This window comes from Mucilaginibacter gossypii (genome assembly GCF_900100945.1).
Classification (GTDB): domain Bacteria; phylum Bacteroidota; class Bacteroidia; order Sphingobacteriales; family Sphingobacteriaceae; genus Mucilaginibacter; species Mucilaginibacter gossypii.
Genome location: NZ_FNCG01000003.1, coordinates 404,520 through 423,041, shown reverse-complemented (window position 1 = coordinate 423,041; position 18,522 = coordinate 404,520). Strand labels below are relative to the sequence as shown.

18 protein-coding genes are annotated in these 18,522 nt (G+C 40.9%); 4 read left to right on the top strand and 14 right to left on the bottom strand.

Annotated elements, in window-relative coordinates; translation table 11 throughout:
• Nucleotides 1-3: 3 nt before the first annotated feature.
• From BLS28_RS07895 to BLS28_RS07875, 4 genes are all read right to left on the bottom strand, one after another.
• The gene (locus BLS28_RS07895; RefSeq protein WP_243771464.1) at nucleotides 4-648 is read right to left on the bottom strand and encodes an LOG family protein; all 645 of its coding nucleotides are present in this window, start codon (nucleotides 646-648) and stop codon (nucleotides 4-6) included.
• A gap of 444 nt (nucleotides 649-1,092) precedes the next feature.
• Nucleotides 1,093-1,971 (bottom strand): universal stress protein, encoded by an 879-nt coding sequence (locus tag BLS28_RS07885; protein WP_091164251.1) that lies wholly within the window; start codon nucleotides 1,969-1,971, stop codon nucleotides 1,093-1,095.
• Between the two features lie 28 nt (nucleotides 1,972-1,999).
• The gene (locus tag BLS28_RS07880) at nucleotides 2,000-3,364 is read right to left on the bottom strand and encodes a L,D-transpeptidase scaffold domain-containing protein (RefSeq protein WP_091164249.1); all 1,365 of its coding nucleotides are present in this window, start codon (nucleotides 3,362-3,364) and stop codon (nucleotides 2,000-2,002) included.
• Nucleotides 3,365-3,472: 108 nt separating this feature from the next.
• Entirely contained in the window at nucleotides 3,473-4,291 is an 819-nt protein-coding gene (locus tag BLS28_RS07875) for a universal stress protein (protein ID WP_091164247.1), read from the bottom strand.
• 147 nt (nucleotides 4,292-4,438) lie between these two features.
• On the opposite strand from BLS28_RS07875, the gene BLS28_RS07870 reads away from it, so the two are divergent.
• Nucleotides 4,439-5,308, top strand: coding sequence for a universal stress protein (locus tag BLS28_RS07870; RefSeq protein WP_176844400.1), 870 nt, complete (start codon nucleotides 4,439-4,441; stop codon nucleotides 5,306-5,308).
• A 97-nt stretch (nucleotides 5,309-5,405) separates the two neighbouring features.
• Here BLS28_RS07870 and mgtA read toward each other — a convergent pair whose 3' ends face one another.
• The 4 genes from mgtA to BLS28_RS07850 all read right to left on the bottom strand — a co-directional run bounded on the left by mgtA (nucleotide 5,406) and on the right by BLS28_RS07850 (nucleotide 10,872).
• A complete protein-coding gene (gene mgtA / locus BLS28_RS07865; RefSeq protein WP_091164243.1) occupies nucleotides 5,406-7,943 on the bottom strand; it encodes a magnesium-translocating P-type ATPase in 2,538 nt (845 codons plus the stop codon).
• Between the two features lie 129 nt (nucleotides 7,944-8,072).
• On the bottom strand, nucleotides 8,073-8,831 hold the full coding sequence (locus tag BLS28_RS07860) for a hypothetical protein (RefSeq protein WP_091164241.1): 759 nt from the start codon (nucleotides 8,829-8,831) through the stop codon (nucleotides 8,073-8,075).
• Nucleotides 8,832-8,947: 116 nt separating this feature from the next.
• On the bottom strand, nucleotides 8,948-10,198 hold the full coding sequence (locus tag BLS28_RS07855; RefSeq protein WP_129570051.1) for a sensor histidine kinase: 1,251 nt from the start codon (nucleotides 10,196-10,198) through the stop codon (nucleotides 8,948-8,950).
• Nucleotides 10,198-10,872: a response regulator transcription factor gene (locus BLS28_RS07850; protein WP_091164237.1), complete on the bottom strand. Its 675-nt coding sequence runs from the start codon at nucleotides 10,870-10,872 to the stop codon at nucleotides 10,198-10,200. The genes BLS28_RS07855 and BLS28_RS07850 overlap by 1 nt, the downstream gene beginning before the upstream one ends.
• 141 nt (nucleotides 10,873-11,013) lie before the next feature.
• Here BLS28_RS07850 and BLS28_RS07845 point away from each other — a divergent pair, with 141 nt between their 5' ends.
• Nucleotides 11,014-11,676, top strand: a complete 663-nt coding sequence (locus BLS28_RS07845; protein WP_091164233.1) for a cytochrome b/b6 domain-containing protein — start codon at nucleotides 11,014-11,016, stop codon at nucleotides 11,674-11,676.
• A 3-nt stretch (nucleotides 11,677-11,679) separates the two neighbouring features.
• Here BLS28_RS07845 and BLS28_RS07840 read toward each other — a convergent pair whose 3' ends face one another.
• The 6 genes from BLS28_RS07840 to BLS28_RS07815 are packed head-to-tail and all read right to left on the bottom strand — an operon-like array spanning nucleotide 11,680 to nucleotide 15,655.
• Entirely contained in the window at nucleotides 11,680-12,369 is a 690-nt protein-coding gene (locus tag BLS28_RS07840; RefSeq protein ID WP_091164231.1) for a VIT1/CCC1 transporter family protein, read from the bottom strand.
• A gap of 6 nt (nucleotides 12,370-12,375) precedes the next feature.
• Complete coding sequence (locus BLS28_RS07835) at nucleotides 12,376-13,599, bottom strand: DUF3570 domain-containing protein (RefSeq protein ID WP_091164228.1); 1,224 nt, start codon at nucleotides 13,597-13,599, stop codon at nucleotides 12,376-12,378.
• A gap of 14 nt (nucleotides 13,600-13,613) precedes the next feature.
• The gene (locus BLS28_RS07830) at nucleotides 13,614-13,841 is read right to left on the bottom strand and encodes a DUF4266 domain-containing protein (RefSeq protein WP_090526062.1); all 228 of its coding nucleotides are present in this window, start codon (nucleotides 13,839-13,841) and stop codon (nucleotides 13,614-13,616) included.
• Nucleotides 13,842-13,844: 3 nt separating this feature from the next.
• Nucleotides 13,845-14,792 (bottom strand): FAD:protein FMN transferase, encoded by a 948-nt coding sequence (locus BLS28_RS07825; RefSeq protein WP_243770778.1) that lies wholly within the window; start codon nucleotides 14,790-14,792, stop codon nucleotides 13,845-13,847.
• A complete protein-coding gene (locus tag BLS28_RS07820; protein WP_091164223.1) occupies nucleotides 14,789-15,217 on the bottom strand; it encodes a thioredoxin family protein in 429 nt (142 codons plus the stop codon). The genes BLS28_RS07825 and BLS28_RS07820 overlap by 4 nt, the downstream gene beginning before the upstream one ends.
• A gap of 12 nt (nucleotides 15,218-15,229) precedes the next feature.
• Nucleotides 15,230-15,655, bottom strand: a complete 426-nt coding sequence (locus BLS28_RS07815) for a QcrA and Rieske domain-containing protein (protein ID WP_091164221.1) — start codon at nucleotides 15,653-15,655, stop codon at nucleotides 15,230-15,232.
• Between the two features lie 908 nt (nucleotides 15,656-16,563).
• Here BLS28_RS07815 and BLS28_RS07810 point away from each other — a divergent pair.
• Together BLS28_RS07810 and BLS28_RS07805 are read left to right on the top strand one after the other, a co-directional pair.
• Complete coding sequence (locus BLS28_RS07810; RefSeq protein ID WP_091164219.1) at nucleotides 16,564-17,601, top strand: zinc-dependent alcohol dehydrogenase family protein; 1,038 nt, start codon at nucleotides 16,564-16,566, stop codon at nucleotides 17,599-17,601.
• Nucleotides 17,602-17,661: 60 nt separating this feature from the next.
• Nucleotides 17,662-18,504: a universal stress protein gene (locus tag BLS28_RS07805; RefSeq protein WP_091164216.1), complete on the top strand. Its 843-nt coding sequence runs from the start codon at nucleotides 17,662-17,664 to the stop codon at nucleotides 18,502-18,504.
• Nucleotides 18,505-18,522: the final 18 nt, after the last annotated feature.

Below are 18,522 nucleotides of genomic sequence, written 5' to 3'. Positions count from 1 at the left end.
CTATTAAATGTGTTCCAAAAGCCACTTTATAGGAGTGATTGGCTTTGCCGGCTTTAGCCCAAACGTTTTGATGCACTTTTCGGAAATTAAACTAACGGCTTCTGCTATGTCATCAGTTATCAGATACAACTTCATATCACCAGGCCCTATTGTTCCATTAGCCTTCATGAGATCGATATGTTCAACAAGTTTGCAATAGTATTCTTTACCGAAAATAATCACCGGGAAGTCTTTTATCTTGTGTGTTTGGATCAGGGTAAGCGCTTCAAAATATTCGTCCATAGTACCGTATCCCCCAGGCATAACAACAAAGGCAAAAGAGTATTTGACCAATAACACCTTCCTTACAAAAAAATGTTTCATGTAAACCCATTTATCGAGGTATTGGTTAGGCTTCTGCTCTACAGGAAGCTGGATATTACAGGCAACAGACCGGCCACCAACATCCTTAGCTCCCCTATTAGCCGCTTCCATAAGTCCGGGCCCTCCCCCTGTCATAATTGTAAAACCGAGTTTCGCAAATTCGGCAGCAGCTTTCCGGGTCAGTTCATAATAAGGATGGTCTTCCTTAAATCTGGCCGAACCAAATACCGTAATGCAGGGGCCAATAAAATGTAATGCACGGAATCCTTTTATAAATTCCCACATTGTTTCGACCGTAAAACGTAGCTCTTTAAATCGCGAATGGGGTCCCTCCAGGAATGCGATCTCAGATTTATTGCTCTCTTTAGACATCACTAATTATAATTAAAACAAAGCTTTATCTTTATTCCATTTAACCTGCCGCAACATTGAATATATGCCAACGCCCTCTCTCTGATAGCAATTGGCCTTAAACTCTTCAATTTGACCATTAGTGACGTTACATGTTAAATTAATCAGGTCATCAGGTTTATTAACGATTCCATATGTTTCGGTAGGCTTACAAATTGACAGAACAAACAATAGGCTTACCATATATTACCGGCCATTATTAATATGACTTCATATTGCTTTTTTAAGGCTGCAAACGCCTGTTAAGATGGGCGTGAGATTTTATAATATATCCCTGCTGCGTAAAAGTTTTCGATCCTAATTCACGGCCTAAAAACACTAAAAATGTACGGCAGATAATCCCTCAGGCAGCACCAGCAACGGAATCTCTATATGATGTGAAAGTTTTTGGGTATAACTGATGCCAAAAAGCTTTTCAAGCGAATTTACTTTACGGTGCACCGTAACAAGCATATCAACTGTGCCATGTTCGCTTAGCCAGTCGAGGCCATGCATTACATCTACACTTTTTATATGTCTGTAATAAACTTTAGCGTAATTGGCTTTGCAGGTCACCTCCTTCAAAAAATCATCTACTTTACGCTTATCATCTCCCTCTTCAATTTTATCATCGGTAATATGTGCTATTAATAATTCGGCATTAAAATAATAGGCAAGGCTTGCTACCGAATGAATTAGTTCAATGTCGTTATCGTTCAGATCTGTAGCGAAAGCGATTTTAAATATGGGATGAAAATGAGCATTTGCCGGGATCAGCAAAACCGGGAAGGAAGCTTTATTGATCACGTCCTGTGTATTGCTACCCAAGAAAAACCTGCTTATGGCCCCGGCTCCCGACATGCCCATAACCACCATAACGCATTTTTGCTCTTCTACCACGTTTCTGATTACATCCACCACATCACCTGTAGCACTACGCGTGTTTATAAACTCGCGATCGCCGACCGCTTCATCTGAGTGGATGTCATGCAATAATGCAGCCGACAAGCTTTGCAGTTCCTGCGTTGTCTCTTCTTTGAGGGAATTATAATCTTCGAGCGGCCAGGCCACCTGATTTGCCATCGGTGATTCGTCAGGTACTTTTATAGCATGGCATAATATTACGCCTGCTCTGATAATTTGCGCAATATTTACAGCATAACTTGCCGCATTTTTTGCCTGCGCCGAAAAATCTGTTGGAACTAAAATCGTTTTCATAATTTTTCAAAATCATAATTAAAACCGCTCACTTTGTTTTATTGACGGGTTTAAGGCCATAAAGCTGATTTTCGACCTTACTGTCAAGGTTATATATATCTTCATATTTCACAATCTGGCCATCCACGATAGCAGTAGTGATATAAGTGATCCTGATTGGGACAGGCTTTTTAAGTTGAAAAACTTTAATTTCCCGATCCATCAGGGCTCGGTGCATGGATTTTATGTCAGTTTTATTTCCAGCTGTAGTTAATAACAATTTGGCAAGTTCTTCTCCCCGCTCAATTCTTATCGCCCCGTTACTCGTCGCTCTTTTTTGCTTCTTGAATAAATTCTTGTCAGATAAACCCAACAACTCTATACCGGCCTTATTGCCGGGCATGAAATAGATATAAGTACCATTTTTTTGATTGCCTGTTTTTTGTTTAAAAAACAGATTATACGGAATCATTTTGTCTCTCTGATTAGTTTTGGGATTTACAGCGCCTGTTCCGGTAGCAAAATCTGTAAGCGTACTTACCATTAAGGGTGTTGGTGTAGCAGGAGCCCCTACAACTATTTTGAAATTAAACGTTGTATCCGGCAGGACTAATTTTAATGTATAAGTTGGAATATTAATCTGGATATAAGTACTATCGTTTATTTCGGCCCACCGTAGCCGCTCCATATTCACAGCAATTTTTCTCACATCGGCTTCAGGCGTTTCATAGCAGTCTCCTTCATAAAGCCCTTTAATCAAATGCAACTGATGTTGAAATATTGCATACTCTTTGTTTAAAGGTTGCACTTTTACTACTGCATCCATAAAGGCAGGTAATTTGAGCGCATTAGTTAATATTTCTTCGCTGTTAAAGCCGTTAATGGTTGCCCTATCAATTTTTGCTGGCGGATAATACGGGTTCAGTTTGCCGAAATGCAGGTTATTCATAAAAGCGAGCATAGCGTCGGTGAGGAATATCTCAAACCGGGCCTTTTGCTTGTTGCTTACTTTACCGGGTTGTTCGAGTATAGTGTGCAAGGTGGTATACTGCAGCTCTTTAGGATGATAATCTTCGTGCCTTAAACCAAATTGCAACACACAATCAATCAGGAGCATGGCAGCCCATGTTTTATTTTGATCTTTTTGTTCAACTGTCCATACCGGAGCAAAAGCCCGTTTTTCGTAAAACCGCTTAGCTGAAACAGGAAAATACAAGCCATTATTCAATGCCTTATCATTCAGTTGCCCGGCGATCTGCGCTGTGATCGAAGTATCACTTGTATTGCAAATAATGGTTTTTCCTGGTGCATAGCTTTTTGACATGGCTCCTACCGGCATAAAAAAAACACACAAAACAAACAGCCAAATAAGGGTTTGTTTACTGGCGGCAAAGCTTATTTCAACTATTTTCATAATATCTTTTTTATGATGTAAAAATGCAATGCCTGGTAGGTTAAATTAGTGACGACGGTCATTTATCCAATTGATCCTGAACACTCAAAACAGTTTCAACTTTGTAAATCAATATGGAAAGACAAGCACCGGGATGCCTACTTGTACAGGAACAGAAGTATCGCTCCCCTCGGTTCTCAACTGCTCACAATGAAATCGGTGATGTACAACCGCCAGCAGATCGGCATGCATATTATGTATCATAACATCAACAGCCCGTGACATATCACGTTCTTTTGTATTACTAAAAAACAGCCTCTCATAGCCTATTTTTTTACTTATCTCGTCGCTAAAGAGTGTTAGCGCATAATTTTGTTCTATATGGGGCAAACCCTTTGCCGAAATATGAGCAAGTAACAGATCTGCCTGAAAGGCCTGGGCCAAAGAAGCAAGATGTTTCAAAACATTTAACCGGCAATATCGTAAATCAGCGGTGTAAACCAAGCGCTCAAAACCACCATCAAACTTCAGGGGAACAAGCATCACCGGGCAAGATATCCGGTTTAAAACCGCCTGCACCTTAACGTCCCGATTAAATGGTGCCGATTCCGGTAACCCTTTTATAACCATCCAAACGCAATTTTTATTGATGTAAGCAATCAATTGCGCTTCCGTATCGCTTGATACTTCAAGTTCTTCAATTAGCGGCATATGTTCACCTTCTTTTACGGAAAAATTGGCCGGTTGGCCCCGTAACGGACCGGGTATGTAACCATCTGCGGCAACGTGCCCCGCCAATTGCAATGCTTTAGAAAACGATGGTTGTTTTACCGGATATATCCGGGCCAAAACTAAATTAGCTCCAATGTGCTTTGCTATGTTGAAGGCAAGATGCGTGGCATTTGTAGCAGACGCAGAACCATCGTCAATTACCAGGATCGTTTTCATAGGCTGTGTTTTCAGGTTAATAATTGAAGTACAATAGCAAAATTAGGCATAGGCACATTTTATCCACTTGATGTAAATCAACGATTTACATGATTTTCCTCATACATTTTGCAGGCCTTATCCTCCACATTTATATCAAAAATGGCAATGAAAACAATAATTTCCCTCACTGATTTTTCTCCCTACGCAACGCATGCAGCGCATTATGCTTTAAAACTGTCACTTGGTTTAAAAGCTGATTTGGTATTATGTAATGCTTGCCTGTTGCCAATTGATATACCGAGCCCTTATACCATCACATGGCCGATTGAAGAATACGACATGTTAAGCAAGGAAAGTACCGATATGCTGGAATTGCTAAAAAGCCAGCTTGCAACCTGGTCAGAAACTTTGAACGTCGATAATAGATTCAATCCACGCATATCCATTAAGAGTTCTTTTGGAGACTTGAATAACATGATAGAGGCCCTATCCTCCACAAATGATATTGTCATGGTGGTTGCCGGCACTCATGACAAAGACGGCTTAAATACGCTTTTACAAGGGAACACGGTAAAAAACATGATGAACAGCTTTGATTTCCCGTTATTACTTGTTCCACCAACTGCAGGGTTTAATGACATAAAACGGATCGCGTTTGCCACCGATTTAACTTGTACCAAGGATGATATAATTGCTCTTGAATCTTTAAACAAATTGATAGAACCACTCACTGCGGAACTAATTTTAACATCAGTAAACAACCACCCGGACCGTACTGGCTTAAACGAACAATTTATAGAGCAAATACTTAATGCTATTGCCAATCAGGAAAAATGCTCTTTCTTGAGTAAAAGAATTATAAGAGCCGACAAAATCGAGACTGGGCTTTCAATGCTTTGCGCAAACGAACGTATAGATATACTGGCAATGGTACATCACCATTTTAACTTTATAAAAAGACTTTTTCATGGCAGCCATACCCTTGAAATGGCTAAAAACATTAATATTCCGTTGCTGATATTAAACGCGAAATAGAATTTAACATGCGCATTACCATACACGGGTACAATATCATCTTAAGATATGATAGCGATTTGCAGACAGCTATTACTATATACGTCGGACAAAGAGGTTACTTAATTTTTTTATAAAACCATCTCTTGGCAAGTTCAGCCGATAGAATATATGCAGTAACGGTTGCAAGCATCAACATATAGTATTTCCAGGACAGTGTTACGAAACCAAATATTGACGCCAATGGCGAATATGGAATCATTAACACCAATAGCAATATTGCGATGGTAGTTATCGATAAATATTTGCCAGGAAGGCTTTTAAAAAATGACAGTCGGGTACGTACTACCAAAACAATTAAAACTGCAGAAACCACCGATTCGGTGAACCACCCTGTTTGAAAAACTCTTTGATTAGCATGCAAAATAAAAATTAGCACGGCAAATGTCAAATAATCAAAAACGGAACTCAATAAACCGAAAACGATCATAAATCGTTTAATAAAACCGAGGTTCCACCGTTGCGGCGTTTTAAGATTGATATCATCAACCTTGTCTGAAGATATGGTCATTTCAGGAAAATCGGTCAACAGGTTGGTAAGCAATATCTGCTTTGGCAACAAAGGCAAAAAGGGCAAAAATAACGATGCACCGGCCATACTAAACATATTACCAAAATTTGCACTGGTGGCCATAAAAATATACTTCATGGTATTTGTAAATGTTTTACGGCCTTCTATAATCCCGTCACATAACACATTTAGGTCCTGATCCAATAAAACGATATCAGCTGCCTCTTTTGCAACGTCAACCGCCGAATTTACTGATATACCCACATCGGCTGTGTGCAGCGCTGGCGCATCGTTAATACCGTCTCCCATAAAACCAACCACGTTCCCTGCTTTTTTTAAAACACTTATGATACGTTCTTTCTGGCTGGGCTCAACCTCCGCAAAAATATGGGTCAGGGGCGCCTTATGACGCAATGCTGCACTACTCATATTACGTATTTCCTGACCGGTAAGGACCTGTGCGGATGAAAGCCCAAGCTGTTTAGCCAGGTTTCTTGCTACCGGTGCGTTATCCCCTGTAATAATCTTAAGTCTGACACCGAGATGTTGCAGCTTTTGAATAGTTTCAGACATACCGGCACGCGGCGGGTCAAACAATGTTATAAACCCAAGGAAAACCATATCATGCTCATTTTCCCTGGTGAAAATTTGATCAGGACCCACTTCCTTATATGACACTCCAAGCGTGCGCAATCCCGAATCACTTAAAAGCTGATATTGAGCTAAAATCGCTTCTTTATGGTCGCCTATATCCGCAAGAATACCTGCCGATGTTTCAATCCGATTGCAAATATCAAGAACCTGACGCACAGCACCTTTCGTGATGGCTATATTAGCTGCCGGGATTTTCACTTGTACTGTAAGCCGTTTACGTACAAAATCATATGGCACTTCTGTAATCGCCGAAAAATCCTTCGCTTCATTTCCCTCATAATGAACAGAACAGATGGCTTTATCGATCGGGTTGACAAACCCTTGCTGGCAGCTGGCATTAAGCCAGGCATATTTAAAAACTTTATCACTATGTACACCTTCAAAATCAAGTGTTTCTTTTAAAGTAACTTTACCTTCTGTAATTGTCCCTGTCTTATCAGAACACAAGATATTCATACTCCCAAAGTTTTCAATGGCGCTCAGCCTTTTTACAATCACCTTTTGGCTGGCCATGCTGCGGGCACCAACTGAAAGATTAACGCTAATGATGGCAGGCAACAATTGAGGTGTAAGCCCGACCGCCAACGCGAGTGAAAACAAAAACGAATCAAGCGCCGGCTTATGCAGCAACACATTAACGGCAAAGATCACCAACACTAACAAAAGCGTGATCTCCATTAACATATATCCAAATTTTCTTATCCCTTTTTCGAAATCAGTTTCAGGAATTCTTAATGACAGCTTATCTGATATTTTCCCAAATTCGGTTTGCTGGCCCGTTGTCACGATGAGTGCCTTTCCAATACCGCTTACCACGCTCGAACCCATAAACAGGCAATTGTTGCGCCTGGCTAAGGGGGCGTCAACACTTTCAACTCCTGGATTTTTTTCTACCGGGTAAGATTCGCCGGTAAATGCCGCTTCATCAACAAACAAGGCCTCAGATTCTAAAACAAGGCCATCGGCAGGGATAATATCTCCCGCAGAAAGGCAAATCACATCTCCAGGTACAACGGCAGTTACCTCAAGCTCTGTCTTCCTGTTATCCCGTAGCACGGTGCAGTGTAGCTGAACCATCTTCAACAGTTCACTTACCGCACTTGCAGCACCTTTTTCCTGCCAGAAACCAAGAAGGCTGCTGATCAGGACGATGATCATAATGATTAATGTGTCGGCGGTATCTCCCAGGGCTGCGGAAAGTAAAGCAGCAGCTATAAGCAACAATGTTACCGGGCTTTTAAACTGAGAAAATAATATGATCAGGTTATTAAATTTATTAGCTTTTTTTAACGTATTGGCGCCATATTGCTTAAGCCTTTTAATAGCTTCGGCAGTGCCAATACCTGTTGCCTGAGTTTCAAGGAGTTTAAATGCATCATTAATAGAAAGTTGCCAAAAATTACTCAGTTGATCGTTAGTTTTGCTTTCCATCAGTTTGGGCTAAAAGAGGTTTAGAAAATTCTAAACAAATTGAGCCATTGCAAATTAAAAACCGAATGCTTCTGATCAGTCCGAAAAATGATTCAGGTCACTATTTGTTATCAGAACATTTTAATACACCTAAAATCTTCTGCCAATAATTATTTTGACAATGGCACGGTCCGAATTCGATGTAAATCCATAGCCAATTCCTCCGTTAAACTCCCATTTAGGGTCTGCATTGAGGTCCGTGGCTACAAACAACTGATGATCTTGTTGTTTAATTGGGTCGTAGTGAAAAAATGGCCCGGTACTACCATAATACTCGAGGCCAAGGGCAACCACTTTTGTTACATCGTAACTCCCTTTAACATTTGGTGAAAAGGTAAATCCACGGTTTTGATCGGGCCCCTTGAAACTCTTCTCGAGGGTAGGATTTAAGGAAACATATAACTTATTCCATTTTTTATCTACGATTGGCCTGATTTCCAGCGTGGAGGTATTTGCCGAGAACGCAGCTTTCTGAAAGCCAAATTCTGTAGATATACTTACCCCCACGGGCCAGTTCCAGCTTGAAGGAGCGGCAACCCTGGGCCTGATGTGAGAGCCGACGTAAGCCGTCCTGCCCGCATCTCCAATAGAGTTAAAGATATAAAAACCTGTTTCAAACCAGGTTGTCCAACCATGGGTGATCTCTACCGTTTCGTGTACAACATGATTGGTAGGAAGTTCCCAGGTTGTTACAGTTTTACTACCGTTTAACGTATAATTGCTATGCAATTCAAACATTGTTTTACCCTTTTCAACGGTTTCAGAACCGTAAACCTGAATCTCATAATTATCTTGCGCTTTAAGTTCCAGAGCGTAAAACACTAAGATCAGTAAACATAAATATTTCATCAATAGTCGGTTTTAACTTGTATACAAATAGTATAGCGTTAAAACTATCGGGACAATCTGAAGTAAAATTGGAGTTAAAGCTTATGTATAAGAAACGTGACAAACAGGCTATGAAATTAAAAGGTTATGACAAACGCATGCTTTCCCTCGTCATATTGGTATTGGATGCCATACCCGTAGTGCTGGCAAATATTTTTAACCAGTGTTAATCCCAGTCCGGCACCTTGTGAATCTTTGCTTTTGTGAAAACGTTCAAAAATTTGTTGCCCGTTCAGCGCATTTGCAATACCGGTATTTTTTATCGAAAGTTGGTATGGGTCAAGACCAATAAAAATTTCACCACCCGGCACATTATGGCGGATTGCATTACCAAACAAATTATTTAGTAAAATATCTATCAGGTATTTACTGGCCGATATCTGCTTCGGGTGCAGCTTATAACGGACAGTAAGGTTCTTATTTTGCATAAGTTCCTGAAATTGGAGCATTTTCCTTTCAAGTATTACATCGAGTTCAATCGATTCCTCTTCAACGATCAGCTTATTTTCCAGTTTAGCCAGCAGTAATAATGAGTGATTAAGCCGACTGGACTTGTTTACTGAGCTGTAAATATCTGCGATTTGTGCCAATTGCGCTGCATTCAATGTTTCGTCCTGTATTAGCGTATCCAATTTGGTGGTTACAACAGCCAGTGGTGTCATCATTTCATGTGATGCATTCTCTGTAAATTGTTTCAGGCTAAGATAATCCTGAGTTACCCTTAAAGACATTTCCCGTATGGCTTCATTAAGTTCTGTAAACTCGTCCACCTTACTTGGTTTACCTTTAAACTGATCAACGTCGGCGATATTGAACTGTTTGATCTCTTTTAGGGTGAGTTGAAAAGGCTTCCAAAGGCCATTTAGCAGATATTTATTGGTTATAAAGAGTACCGTCAATAAACCGGCAAGTAATGCAAGCGTGATAATAGAAATGAGTTCGATCAGATTTTTTTGCCCAACCCTCGAAATAGTAATTGTAACCTTGTAGTTGCTGTTTTTTAATTTTACGAGGTCTTCTACGGCCCTACCCGCTTCCCATCGCTGCTCTTTCGGTTTTAAATAAATAGTGTCAAAAAAACGCTTCTGTAACAGTTGCTTGTAAGTTTTAACAAATACAGCGTGATCGCGGTCAAGGTCATATTGCTGCGGATTGCCATTGTTGCTCCTGATATACTCTTCAGCCTCTGTTAATTGTTGTTGAAGCGCCCGATCAAGTTGCTGTGTGCCAATGTAACTTATAGCGAAGTAGTAAATCACTGCTCCTATCACTAACACAGCCAGGGTGATATAGAAACTCGTCCTGGTATAATGCTCTGACAGCCTCATCAATCAGTGAATTTATAGCCAAGTCCGTATATAGATGTTAAATAATCTCTTCCTCCCGCATCCAGAATTTTCCGCCGGAGGTTTTTAATATGGGTATAAATAAAATCGAAACTATCATACATGTCCATCTCGTCACCCCAAAGATGTTCCGCAATTGCATTTTTTGAAATTACTTTACCTTTATTGGCAATAAAGTACAGTAACATTTCATATTCTTTTCTGGTTAATATTATCGTATTTTTATTAACCTCGACAGTGCGCCCCTGTATATCAATTGAAATTTCATTAAAAACCAGCTTGCTGCTGGTATTTAGCGCTTTCCTGCGATAAACAGCCATCAGCCTGGCTTTAAGTTCGGCCAAATGGAAAGGCTTGGTCAAGTAATCGTCTGCGCCTATGTTGAGCCCCTTCAATTTATCATCGAGCGAGTTGCGGGCAGAAATAATCAGAACAGCTTCGCTTTTTTGTTGTGTGCTTAAGTATTCAAGTACACCAAACCCTTCGCCATCGGGTAAGCCAATGTCAAGCAAAACACAGTCATAATCATAATCAGATAGTTTTTGCAGTGCGGGGGTCAATGCATTACAACTTTCACAAATGTTACCATCTACATTCAAATAACTCGTGATGTTTTCGCGTAAACCTTGCTCGTCTTCTATTACCAGTATTTTCAAAGCTTTTTAATCAAATTTAAAAATTGAAACTGAAGAGAACCTGAAGTATTACCAACACTACAGACTTACTTCAAAATTATCAGGTAATTTACAAACATTTTAAATGAGGATACAAATAACCCGATTCCAGTTAAAACAACTATGGCAATAATCCAACCTGATAGTCGGCCTCTCACTCGCCGGGTATACTCAGCTCCCTTGCGTTTTTGGCATTGGGCAAACACAATAGTTATTAGTGGTTCATTAATTACTGTTTTGATCAATTCCACTATTACTGACAGAAGAACTTTAACAAAAATAATTAAAACGCAACTGAAAACCCAGGGCGCCACAATAACCGACGATCAATCTGGCTCGGTTGCTCATGCGCTTGGCGATAGTGTTTGGAGCATACATACCTGGTTTGGTTATGTATTAGCGGGATTATTACTGTTCAGGCTCATCCTTGAACTTTTTCAAGTAACCGATCAAAAATTCATCCGCCGGATAAAGGACCTTTATCGTCAGTTTCATTCCACAAGAAAAGAGCGTGAACTTGCCAAACATGAGCTCATTGTGAAAGCCGTTTATGCAGCATTCTATATCTTACTTATTATAATGGCATTAACGGGTTTATTTCTGGCATTTGAAGATCTGTTAGCGCCATTTAAGGCTATCAGGCATAGTGTTAAAGAAGTTCACGGCTTTTGTATGTACCTGATTATCGCGTTTATACTCGTTCATTTGACCGGCGTATTTTTGGCTGAGCGGAAAGATGACAAGGGTATAGTTTCAGACATGATCAACGGCGGTAATGATAAATAACCATTATTTACCGGTAATCAGCTTTGCCATAATAAACGCGGCCCCTGCGGCAAGAGCTCCAATAAATACCACTTTTAACGCGCCACTTAACGCAGGCTGGCCGGTCATTTTACTTTTGAAATAGCCAAAAATGAACAAGCAAATTATTGTTACCCCGCATGAGTAATAAAGTGCCTCTTGCGCCTCATGAATAATGATATAGGGTGAAAGCGGGATGATACCACCCACAATATAGGAAATGCCAATAGTGATGGCACTTTGGGTAGCGCGGTTTGCATTAGGTTCCTCCAGGCCCAATTCATAACGCATCATAAATTCAACCCATTGTTTCTTGTCTTTTGCCATCTCATCTGCAATCTCGTCCTGTAGATGATTTGAAAGTCCGAAATCTGCAAATACCTTCTTTACTTCTGCCTTTTCCTGCTCAGGTACACGTTCAACCTCATCATATTCCCGCTTCAACTCGGATTGATAGTGGTCAGCTTCTGTTCGACCGGCAAGATATCCGCCCAACCCCATGGCAATAGATCCGGCTACTATTTCGGCGATACCCGCGGTAACCACCAGGGTCGACGAACTTACTGCTCCGCTTAGCCCGGCTGCAAGTGCAAAAGGCACGGTTAAACCATCAGACATACCGATAACGATATCCCTGATGGTTTCTGAACTTGTTACATGATGTTCCCGATGCATAAGGCTTTATTTAAACTTCATTGCTAAAGTTACAATATTTGAATTTAAGCCCGTCGAGCGCATGTAATGCCCCGCCCTGATCTCCAGCGAATTGAAATGCTGCCATCCAAATACGCCGGTTGGCGGTGATAACCTGATATTGGCACCAACAAAGTTACTATGGAGTGTTGACAAATCGTAATCGCTGGTATAGTACACAGCGGTTGGATCATGTTGCCCATAAGGTGCAAAGTACCTTGTACCCTTCTGATTATTATACCGATAATATGGACTTACCGATACAAAAGAGGTAAGCTTTATGGGTATCTCCAATTCGGCTGTGTGCGCCCGGATCCCCCAATTGTCCATGTAGTACCTGTAAAACGTTCTAATCACAAAATGATCATCCAGAAAATAATTGAACCTTACTGCAATTGGCAATTTATAACGGCTACCCGGCAGGTTTTCAACCCTTTCGGATCCATCGGTAAAATAATCACGTTGATATTTTGTTGCCAGTAACCCATGCTGATAGGACGGTTCGATAATGAACAAAGCCTGTAAACGTGTGGTAAGCACCTGCGAAATTGAAAACGATGTACTAAATGAATTGCGGGGGCTATGGTCTACGTTACCCCGCCCGTCCCTCTCTGACCCTGACCCATATCCAGGGGGCCTTAATTCAACCGGCAATATAACCTTCCACGTATCAAGAAACACCTGTCCCTTAAAATCAAACTGCGTGTTTTTATCTTTTGATACCCTGGTTAGGTTGATACCCCCACCGAAAGACTGGTAATCAAACTCATGTGAATAAGACCCGGTTAAGCCAAATGCATTTCCCGTTTTATCATTAGATACTGTCCAATTTAGCGAGGGGTATACACGGGTGTCCTGTCTTGATGCGGAAGAAATACTATAGGGATCGATCTTATCTGAAGAAGCGGACGTATAATGGTCAACACCCAATTCAAAAGTAAAAGTGTGTTTATTTCCTCCTATTCCATATTTGGATAATTGCAGATCGAAGGTATTAGCAAAATCAGTTAGTTTTTCTGTGCCGATACCACCCGTAACTGCCGAGTTGTTACCATCCTGGTGGTAATAGGCAGATATGATGTTAATTTCATCAATTTTAAGCTTACGTGCCTGGTAATTGCTGCTATCTTTAACGGGCAAGGCTTTAGTTTGCGCATGCGAAGCAACTATTCCTAAATACAGAGCGGCAACGCATAAATATATTTTCCTCATTTCCGGTCGCCGTTTTAATTACATCCGCAGCCACCGCCGCTCTTTCCGCCATTTGCTCCTGAACCACCTTCACGGTACAATTGGAAACTTTGCTCAAACTTTTGCGATTTACGGGCTGATAGCTCCATCTCTGCATCATTAAGGCGATTTTTCTGATATGCTTTTACCGACATGCAAGATGTAAGGCCGAGCGCCGGTAAGCTACTTACCAGCATTAATTTAATCAGGGGTATTTTTTTCATGTACTAATTTTTAATATTAATATTACTGGAGGTGTAAAGGCGGTTATTGTCGTCGATGATCACACAGGCAAGTTGCTGTAGTTGATTTACCAGGTCCAATCCAACGCTGATCCCCATTACTGTTACGGGTGTGGCCATAGCGTCGGCAAACTCCGCGCTCGGACAAATAATGCTTACGCTTTTAATTCCGGTTACCGGCAAACCTGTTTTAGGATCGATGGTATGGGAATATTTTTTTCCATTTATCACAGCATACTTTTCATAGTTACCGGATGTGGCAATAGCCATATCACTGATATTGAGCGTTGAAAACGGCGTCATCTGCTTATTCGGATCTGCTATTGCTATAGTCCATGGCTTACCATTAGGTTGTGTTCCCCAGGTAATCAGGTCGCCGGCTGCATTTACTATCCCGCTGTTTACTCCATTTTGCTGTAAAATGGCTTTCGCCCTATCAGCTGCATACCCCTTTCCTATTCCTCCAAAACCTATACGCATACCTTTTTCTTTAAGCATCACAGTCATGTGATCAGAATCCATGATCACATTTTTATAATTGATCAGTCGTACAGCATTTCGCGCGGTTTCGGCATTAGGCAGACTTTTCATATTTACATCAAAATTCCATAGGCTTTTATCAATTGATCCGTAAGTAATATCAAATGCTCCCTGCGTAAGCTCTGATATCCTTAGCGAACGCTGAATAAGTTGAAAAACCTCATGATCTATTTTTACCGGCTTTATTCCGGCGGCGGCATTGATCTGGTTGGTTTGGCTATCGTCACTGAACGTAGTTAGTAATTTTTCTATGCGGCTTATCTCCGCTACAGCCTGATCAATACATTTTGCGGCCCATTGCCCGTCATCTCCTACAACGCTTATCTCAAAACGGTTACCCATCAGTTTCAGCACACGTTGATGTACGGTTGCCCCGCTGCCAATGGCTGTCATTGGACAAACGCCTTGATCTGGTCAATAAACTGTTCAGTGGACTCATTTGGATAGCCGTCCCACTCTTTTAGTACCTTACCATGTTCGTCAACAAGCAGCGTAAATGGGAACTTACCGTCAGGATTGTATTTATCTGCAAGCGCTTCATTTAATTGTACCTGCTCCTTGCTTAGTTGATTTTTCTTTTGGCGGGGAAAATCAGCCCTTACCAAAACAAGTTTATCTGCAGCGAAATCATTAAATTTTTCGGATTCCAAAATCTCTTTCCGCAGCCGGATGCAAGGGCCACACCAATCAGAGCCGGAAAAATTTATTACTATGAGCTTATGCGACGTTGCCGCTTCCGTCTGCGCTTTCTTAAAATCACCAAGCCATGTAACCGGCTTGCCTGTAAACAACAATAATGAGATGATCAGTAATTTCATTTTATTAACTGGTTAAGAGAATATCCGCAACGAGGTGCCGGTTAAAGTTGTTTGATATACGGTAAGGTTGCGGTTTGCAGGCGAATTTTTAACAACTCCGGCTTCCGTGAAAGCGGAACCATGATTATTGCAAAAAAACTGCTGTCCGCTGCTCTGATAAATAAGAGGATAGCTTTCATGGGTGCAAGATTGCTGAACAGCAATATAGCTGCCGGTTGTTGTTTTAGCCACTATTACACCTTTTGAGGCAAGATAGCCGCCGTTCACGAGTAAAGCCGAGTTTGCCGAAAGGCTGAGGTCAAGTGTAAAATCCACGCCGGTTGGCCCGGTGATACCTGCCGACGCATTGTCGGATTGTTTACTGCAGCCCATACAGTTAATCAGTGCGAATGACGCTGCCGTAATTCCGGCAATTGATAGAAATTCTTTTCTGTCCATAAATTTAAGATCGGGGTATATCAATAAATCTCAACTAACTTAAACAAGCCTCCTGAAGGTAAATCTCTGCGTAAAGCAATTCAGCTTCAGGTGCGTTTATTTAATTATTGCAATAGTATCTTTACATTCTGTAGTTTAGATGAAATCTCGGGTATTTAACAGATTTTAACAGATCGCGAATTTTAAAATATTAAAAAAGGGGCGAGAAAAAGAAAAAGACCTGGCGCTAAAAAAGGTACGCAGAAGATCACGGTAAAAATCAAATTTGCTACTGGAGTTAATTAAAGTCAACTATATTTCAAAACTATGTTGGCTTATTGTAAACACAATTATTGCCATTTAATGTACATAAAACGATCACCATTCAATATCCATTCAGATTGTCGGAATCACATTTCACGAAAAAACAGAGCAAATAATAAACTATAAGCCAACAACTTACAGATGGTATAATAATACTGCGGGGGGAGAAAGATAGAGAATCCCTTTGGTTGATAATGAAGCCTGTTGCAATATTTAAAAAAAGCGGAACCGGTTTTTCCGGTTCCGCAACGACGTCGGACAATGGTTCAATCCCTGCCCGCGATCATTTACCGAAACAGGAATAAATTCCATCCATCGGTTGATACAAAGTTAATCCGACGCCCTAAGCCTGGCCAGGATAAAGATCAACTATAATGGTGACCTCATCATTCAAAATGATTTGCCCTTTGCAGACATGTCTAAAGGCCTTCAAGTGCAATACCATTGCAGATAAACCGCCCACATGTTTAATATACAAATAACGAGTCAATTACCTCTCATTTTTAAATAGTGATATATATCATTTATTTACCTGACGACCAGCATCATAAAAAAATAAAACAACAGCAATTTTGTGCTTAACATAAGCAGTTAAAGCAGAAAATATGAAAGCATTAGTTTATCACGGCCCAGGTCAGAAAGCCTGGGAAGAAAAGCCCAAACCGGTACTGCTATCAACAAGCGATGCCATTGTAAAAATCCTGAAAACAACGATTTGCGGTACAGATCTGCACATTATGAAAGGTGATGTTCCTGAAGTTGCCGATGGCAGGATCATAGGGCACGAAGGCGTGGGCGTGATCGAAGAAGTGGGGACCACTGTTAGTAATTTTAAGCCGGGCGACCACGTGATTATATCCTGTATCACATCTTGCGGTAAATGTAACTACTGTAAAAAGGGCATGTATTCTCACTGTACAGATGGCGGTTGGTTATTAGGACACCTGATTGATGGCACGCAGGCAGAATATGTTCGTATCCCCCATGCAGACAACAGCCTTTTTCTGGTACCCAGCGGTTCTGACGAAGAAGCATTGGTGATGTTAAGCGATATATTACCTACAGGCTTTGAATGCGGCGTGTTGAACGGAAAGGTACAACCTGGAGATACAATAGCCATAATAGGTGCCGGCCCTATCGGGATTGCCACTTTACTTACCGCTCAATTTTATACACCTGCGGAAATTATCATGATCGATCAGGATGATAACCGGCTCAATGTGGCCAGAAAATTCGGTGCAACACAGATTATTAATAGCCGCAATGAAAATACAATTGAAGCGGTAATGAAACTCACCAACCAAACCGGCGTTGATGTGGCGATAGAAGCTGTCGGCATTCCCGAGACATTCGAGCTATGTGAGGCGATTATTGCCCCTGGCGGCCGTATCGCCAACATTGGCGTTCATGGAAAAAGTGTCCGTTTACACCTGGAAGACCTGTGGTCGAAAAACATTACTATCACGACCAGGCTCGTGGACACAGTGACTTCACCAATGTTGTTAAAAACGATACAATCAAAGAAAATAGCGCCCGCCAAACTAATCACACATCGTTTCAGATTAGATCAGGTGGCAGAAGCATACGATACATTTGGCAATGCAGCCGAAGAGAAAGCGCTGAAAGTTATTTTAAGTTCTTAAACAACACGCATATACATGCCGAATAAAACAACATCACAACGGTTAAACCTCGAATAAATCATGGAAAAGATATTAGTTACAACAGATCAATCCGTTAATTCCAAAGCGGCTATCCGTTTTGCGATTAAACTGGCCAGTCAGCGTAAAGCGCAATTAACCATCCTTCACGTATACCATCTTTTAAAACCCTTCAAATGGACAGACCACGCTTTTGCGGCGTATACAACTGAATTCAGAAAAAAAACGACAGACGAATTGTCATCATTTATTGCAGGCATTTATCATGATATCGATGAACGCGAAATTAACTACGAATTAGTTTTAGTATCCAATATCGATGTAGTTGATGGCATCACAGATTATGCCAGCAGGAACAGTTGTTCTTATATCTGCATCAGTACTCGTGGAGCGGGAACTATTGCAAAAATATTCGGCACGCATACCGCAAAATTGATCAGCTGTTCAACTGTCCCTGTTATATGCATACCAAGCGCATACCATTTAAAAGAACTGAAACACATCCTGTATGCTTCGGATATGACTGATTATGAAAACGAATTAAAAGAGGTTGTCGATTTTGCCAGGCCAATTGGTGCCAGTGTCGAGATGGTACATATCGCCTATCCTAATGAATTTGCTTTTGACAAAGAGTTGGCTGAAGCCACCTTACAGAAAAAAAATAGTTATAAAATTAGCCTTTTAAACCTGCAAAGAGATGTCAACAATAATTTACTGGAAGATATAGATCACGCTGTTAAGATCAGCAAACCGTCCCTTTTGGTCTTATTCACCCATCAGTCCAGGCCTATGCTCGAAAAGCTATTTTTCCCTTCTAATGCCACAGAATATTCCTTTTATGGAAAGGTTCCTTTACTAACCTTTAAAAAAAAGGATGGCAAATAATTTTGCCAAGGTCCCGTC